The following is a 5456-nucleotide window of genomic DNA, read 5'->3' as shown; positions in this document are numbered from 1 at the left end:
GGCAACTCGCCGGTCTCGCCAGGGCCCGGCAGACCGGCCAGCAGGGCATCCGGGTCGGCGCCGGCGCGGCGCACGAGGGCGCGCATCGGCTCGAGCTGCAGGACCGCCCACAGCAGGTGGTCGGTGTCCAGATCGGCCACCGGGACCCCGGGGATGGCGGTCTCCGCGGCACGGCGCGCCGCGGCCGAGAGGACCTCCCGGGCATCGTTGCTCATGTACTTGGTGATGTCGATCCGCTGCGCTGCCCGACGCGGCTCGGCCGCACCGAGGAAGCGTGCGAACAGGTCATCCCACTCGCTCATACTCTGGTCACTCCTAAATTTGCTTCCTCAAACAACAGCGTCTCGCGCGTGCCGGAAATGCCCTCGTGAGACGCTGATCTCATGCAGCCGCTGCTCGTCGTCGACGCCGCCAACGTGGTGGGCTCGGTGCCCGACGGCTGGTGGCGCGACCGCGCCGGGGCGGCCATCCGCCTCCGCGACCGACTGGTTGACATAACGTCATCGGGCCTCCCGGATCTTCCCGGCCCGCTCGACATCGTCATGGTCGTCGAGGGAAAGGCCAGGGACATACCCCCGGCCCAGGGGGTACGCGTGGAGCGCGCGCCCGGCTCCGGCGACGACGCGATCGTCGACCTGGTGGCCGGCCAGGACGACGACCGCCGAGTGATCGTGGTGACCGCCGATCGGGAGCTCCGCCGCCGGGTCACCGAGCTGGGCGCCGAGCTCCGCGGCCCGTCGTCGATCCCCCGCTGAAAGTCGTTCCCCCGCTGAAAGTGGTAGTCCACCCACCTTTGGACGGCCCGAACACGTGGGTGGGCTACCACTGCGGGGTGCGGGCGCGCCCGTGTTGTTGAGTGAATCGGACGGGGCGGTACGCCGGGCTCAGGGCGGGCGATACTCTGACGGAAGGTATTCGGGTACTCAAGTCGCGGGAGGCTGCACGAGTGGCCAGCGTCGCCGAGGTGCGCGCGGCGGTCGACGCCGCGCTGCAGCAGGTCACCGAGGGCCAGGCGGCCATACAGGCGGCGCGGGAGAAGCTCGGCGAGGCCCAGCAGAGCCTGGCCGCGGCCCTCGACGGCAGCGCCAACGACGCCGTCGGCGCGGCCCACGCCTCCCTGTCGCAGGCCGACCAGCAGCTCGAGGAGTGCCTCGGCGCGACGCTGATGGCGGTCGAGCAGGCGCAGACCTACACGGCGACGCTGTAACGAGATGTCTCTGCTGCAGGAGCTCGGCGCCCAGCTACGGGCGACCTCCGACGAGCTGCCCACCGGCCTGGTGACCGCCGCCATGGAGCGACTGCGCAGCGCCACCGAGCTGCTCGACTGGGTGCGCCAGACCTCGGTCGACCCGATGGGCGTGCCGCAGCTCGGCAACGCCACCGAGCACGCCGAGCACGCCGCCGCGGCGCTGCGCCTGGCGCAGGACGCGATCGCCGCCTACCTGACCGCCGTCGGCCTGTCCGCCGAGGGCGCACAGGCGCCGGACCGCGACTGGCGGGCCGGGCGCGAGGACCAGCAGCAGAAGGGCGACGAGCGGGGGGCGAAACCGGCCGACCGGCACGACCGGCCCGACCGGCCGGATCGGGAGCCGCCGTCGCCGGAGAAGCTCGGCCCGTGGTGGCAGCGCCGGGTGGAGCAGCTCACCGGGGAGGCGCCGCCGCACCCCGACCAGATCGACAGCAAACCGGTCGCCGCCGAGATGCGGCGCCGGATCGACACCGGCGAGCTGATGCGGCGGGTGGCCGGCCGGGTGCGCTCCGGCGACCGGGCCCGGCTGGGCCACGACCTGCACGAGGTGGACGCGACGACCGGGCTGTCGCTCTCCGCGGCGGCCGCGCCGGTCCTGCGGCGGCTGTCCGGGGACCTGCTGGGGCACGAGCCGCGGCCGGAGGATCTCGGGCGGCTGCGGACGGCGGTGGCGGCCCGGGTGCGGTCGCTGCTGCCGGGCATCCCGGCCCCCGTGCTGGAGCAGATCCTCGCGCGGCTGTGCCGGGCTCGCGTACCCGAGGGGTCTGCGCACCCGGCGGACTCCGCGGTGACCTCGAGCGTGCTCGCCGGCGTGCTGCTGGCCCGCCTCGGCCGTGACCCGTCCACGCTGGACCCCCAGGCCCCCGAACCGATGCCACGCCGCGCCGCCGCCGATGCCTGATCAGAAGAACCAGCAGGTGATCGACCTGCGGGCGGCGCTGGCACAGGCGCTCGGCGCGGCCGACGCGGCAGTGGCCGCCGCCCAGCGCCGGCACGCCGCCGCGATGGAACGGCGTGAGCGCGTGGCGGCCGCCGCCGAACGGCAGAAGGCGCAGCTCGCCCAGGCCCGTGACAAGCGGCTGCGCGACATCGACCTCCGCCACCACGACGACCTCGCCGCGCTGGCCGGAGCCGCCGCGGCGGCCGGGCAGACCGGCGCGCCGGGGGCCGCGGGCGACCCCTGGGACCGCTGGCAGCCCACCCCCGGCGGACCCGGCGAGTCGGCGCCCGAGCTGCGGATCGGCCGGCTGATGCTGCCGTCGCCGGGCGGCGACCGGGACGGCCCGACCGACCTGGAGGTGCCGGCGCTGGTGCCGCTGCTCGACCGCGGGCACGTGGTGGTCCGGGGGGACGACCGGCTCGGCGACGAGGTGGTGGCCGCGCTGCTGCTGCGGGCACTCGGCACGGCACCGCCGGGCACGGTCCGGATGACCGGCTACGACCCCGAGCACCTGGGCGGGGCGCTGGCCGGGTTCGCGCCGCTGGCCACCGCCGGGGTGCTGACCTTCGTCGGGCCGAGCGGGCTCACCGGGCTGCTCGACGAGCTGGTCGAGCACGTACGCCGGATCAACGAGACCGTGCTGGCCGGCGAGCATACGTCGCTGCGGGAGCTGGCCGCGGCCACCGGGCGGCGGCCCGAGCCGTGGCGGGTGGCGGTGCTGATGCGCCCCGGCAAGTTCACGGCGCACGAGCGGGAGCAGTTGGAACGGCTGCTGCGGACCGGCGCGCAATGCGGGGTGCACCTGGTGATCCGGGGTCTGGGCGTGCGCCCGATCCCGGGCATCGAGGTGATCGAGGCGGCGCCCGGTGACGGCACCCGGACCAGCGGCGCGGGGGACCTGCCGATCGTGCTCGACCCGGGGCCGCCCGCCGGCGTGCTGACGCTGACCAGCCGCCGGATCGCCGACGAGGTGGCCGCCGGGCCGGCGCCGGTCGCGCTGGCCAGCCTCCTGCCGGCCGTCGAGTGGCAGGAGAGTTCGGCGTACGGGCTGACCGCGCCGCTGGGCGACAGTCCGCAGGGGACCGAGGTCCGGGTGACGCTCAGCGACTACCCGCCGCACGCCCTGATCGCGGGCCCGTCCGGCACCGGCAAGACCAACCTGATCTACGCGTGGATGGGTGGCCTCGCCGCCCGCTACTCCCCTGCCGAGCTGGCGTTCTACCTGCTCGACTTCAAGGAGGGCGTGTCCTTCGCGCGGTTCGCCCCGGGCCGCCGCGACCCGAGCTGGCTGCCGCACGTCCGCCTGGTCGGCGTCAACGTGAACACCGACCGCGAGTTCGGGCTGGCGCTGCTGCGCTTCCTCAGCGGCGAGCTGCGCCGCCGGGCCGACGCCGCCAAGCAGCACGAGGTCACCAACCTGGCCGAGCTGCGCGCCGACGACCCGGAGGGGCACTGGCCGCGGATCGTCGCGGTGGTGGACGAGTTCCAGGTGCTGCTGGCCGGCCGGGACGCGGTCGCCGGCGAGGCCGTGAACCTGCTCGAGGACCTGGCCCGGCGGGGCCGCTCGCAGGGCATCCACCTCGTGCTGGCCAGCCAGGACGTGTCCGGCATCGAGGCGCTGTGGGGCCGGCCGGCGCTGGTCGCCCAGTTCTCGCTGCGGATCGCCCTGCCACGCGCCAAGCGGGTGCTGGCCGAGCCCAATCACGCCGCCGAGTCACTGCCGCGGTATCACGCGGTGGTCAACGCCGACTCGGGGGCGTACCCGGCGAACCGGGTGGTGCGGGTGCCCGCCGCGGGCGACCGGACCAGCTGGAACGAGCTGCAGCACCGGCTCTGGCGGCATCGCCCGCCCGACCTGTCCGCGCCGCGGCTCTTCGACGGCGACGCGATCCCCCGGCTGAGCGACAGCCCCGACTTCGCGGGCCTGACGCGCAACAGCGACGGCGCTCCGGTGGTGCTGCTGGGCGAGACGATCGACGTGACGGCCCGGTCGGCGCGGACCATGCTGCGCCGCGCCCCGGGCCGCAACCTGGCGGTGCTGGGCACCCGGGTCGACGAGGCCTGCGCGGTGCTGGGCACGGCGGCGCGGTCGCTGGCCGCCCAGTTCGCCCCGGGCACGGCCCGCTTCTCGGTGGCCTGTCTCGACCCGGATGCGGGCGCCGCAGTGGAGGCGCTGCGGGGCGAGCTGAACCCGGCGGACACCGGCTTCTACGACCACACCGACGTGGACTGGCTGCTGGAGGACACCGCGGCGGCGGCCGAGGAGGCGGCCGGCGAGCGGCCGCACTTCCTCTTCCTCTACGCGGTGGACGCCGCCCCGGCGCACGGCGGCAGTGTGCGGCGGATCCTGCGCCAGGGTCCGGAGCGGCGGATCCACGTGCTCGGCTGGTGGCGGGGCGCGGGGTTGCTGCGGGACACGCTGGGCGGGCAGGCGTCGCGGACCGATGCGATCGGGGCGTGGGTGGCGCTGGACGTGCACGGCAGTGAGCTGGCGCCGTACTTCCCGGGCACCGGGGCGCCGCCCTGGTATCCGCGGCCGTGGCGGGCGCTGCACTTCGACCGCTCGGTGCATCGCGGCGCCGAGGTGATCATCCCGTACGGGCCGTCGTGAGCGCCCCGCTGCCCGGCCCCGACACGGCCGGATACCGGGGACTGCTGCGCCGGCTGGCCGGTCTGGACGCCGCGGCCGCCGCCGACCGTGCCGAGGCCGTCACCTGGCATGACGAGAGGGTGGCCGCCGCCGACGAGAAGGTGCGCGCGGCGGACGAGGACGTGCGCGCGGCCGAGCAGGCGGTCGAGGCGGCGTACCGGGAACGCGAGCAGATCGACGCCGAGGTGCGCGGGCTGTGGGCGACCTTCGTGGCCGACCACCCGCGGGCGGAGCGCTTCGGGCGTACCCCGCCGGACGCGACCGTGCCCCGCCAGCGCGACCGCGCCGCCCACGAATACCTCGAGGACGCCGCCGCGACGTCCCGCTACCAGCCGCCGCCCCGCCCGCTGAGCGGGGTCACCTCGGCGATGTTCGCCGCGTTCGGCTTCCTGGGCGGCGCGTGCGGCGTGGTGGCGCACCAGCTGTTGCGCTGGGCCGGGCGTGCGGCGGGCGGCGACTGGGCGGTGGCGCTGCCGGTGCTCGCGCTGATCGTGATGCTGGTCGGCCCGGTGCTGGCGGTCTTCGGCGCCAAGCATGTGCGGCAGGGTGTGGTGACACGTGAGGTACGCGCTGGTCAGGTTCACCGTGAGGGCAGCGTTCCAGTCGTCCAGCCCGAG

General features: G+C 75.6%; 5 protein-coding genes and 1 pseudogene. 5 read left to right on the top strand and 1 reads right to left on the bottom strand.

The features are described from left to right. Positions 1–302: pseudogene (locus tag AB0M20_RS25175) on the bottom strand (ATP-dependent Clp protease ATP-binding subunit); the annotation flags it as partial. Between the two features lie 81 nt (positions 303–383). Here AB0M20_RS25175 and AB0M20_RS25170 point away from each other — a divergent pair. The 5 genes from AB0M20_RS25170 to AB0M20_RS25150 all read left to right on the top strand — a co-directional run. Continuing rightward, on the top strand, positions 384–755 hold the full coding sequence (locus AB0M20_RS25170; RefSeq protein ID WP_364302127.1) for a hypothetical protein: 372 nt from the start codon (positions 384–386) through the stop codon (positions 753–755). Between the two features lie 191 nt (positions 756–946). After that, a complete protein-coding gene (locus AB0M20_RS25165) occupies positions 947–1207 on the top strand; it encodes a hypothetical protein (protein WP_364302125.1) in 261 nt (86 codons plus the stop codon). A gap of 4 nt (positions 1208–1211) precedes the next feature. Next, positions 1212–2150, top strand: coding sequence for a hypothetical protein (locus tag AB0M20_RS25160; RefSeq protein ID WP_364302123.1), 939 nt, complete (start codon positions 1212–1214; stop codon positions 2148–2150). Then, positions 2143–4800: an FtsK/SpoIIIE domain-containing protein gene (locus tag AB0M20_RS25155; protein WP_364302121.1), complete on the top strand. Its 2658-nt coding sequence runs from the start codon at positions 2143–2145 to the stop codon at positions 4798–4800. Before AB0M20_RS25160 ends, AB0M20_RS25155 begins: the two co-directional genes overlap by 8 nt. Next, positions 4797–5456, top strand: a 660-nt coding sequence (locus AB0M20_RS25150) for a hypothetical protein (protein ID WP_364302119.1), incomplete at its 3' end; no start/stop codon positions are given. The genes AB0M20_RS25155 and AB0M20_RS25150, both read left to right, overlap by 4 nt.

The organism is Actinoplanes sp. NPDC051633, from assembly GCF_040681735.1.
Lineage (GTDB): Bacteria > Actinomycetota > Actinomycetes > Mycobacteriales > Micromonosporaceae > Actinoplanes.
This window is presented reverse-complemented; position numbering and strand designations above follow the sequence as displayed.

What these genes read in the sequence shown, in the direction of transcription:
- AB0M20_RS25170 (WP_364302127.1), top strand. Translation starts at nt 384, where the DNA reads ATGCAGCCGCTGCTCGTCGTCGACGCCGCCAACGTGGTGGGCTCGGTG.
- AB0M20_RS25160 (WP_364302123.1), top strand. Translation starts at nt 1,212, where the DNA reads ATGTCTCTGCTGCAGGAGCTCGGCGCCCAGCTACGGGCGACCTCCGAC.
- AB0M20_RS25155 (WP_364302121.1), top strand. Translation starts at nt 2,143, where the DNA reads ATGCCTGATCAGAAGAACCAGCAGGTGATCGACCTGCGGGCGGCGCTG.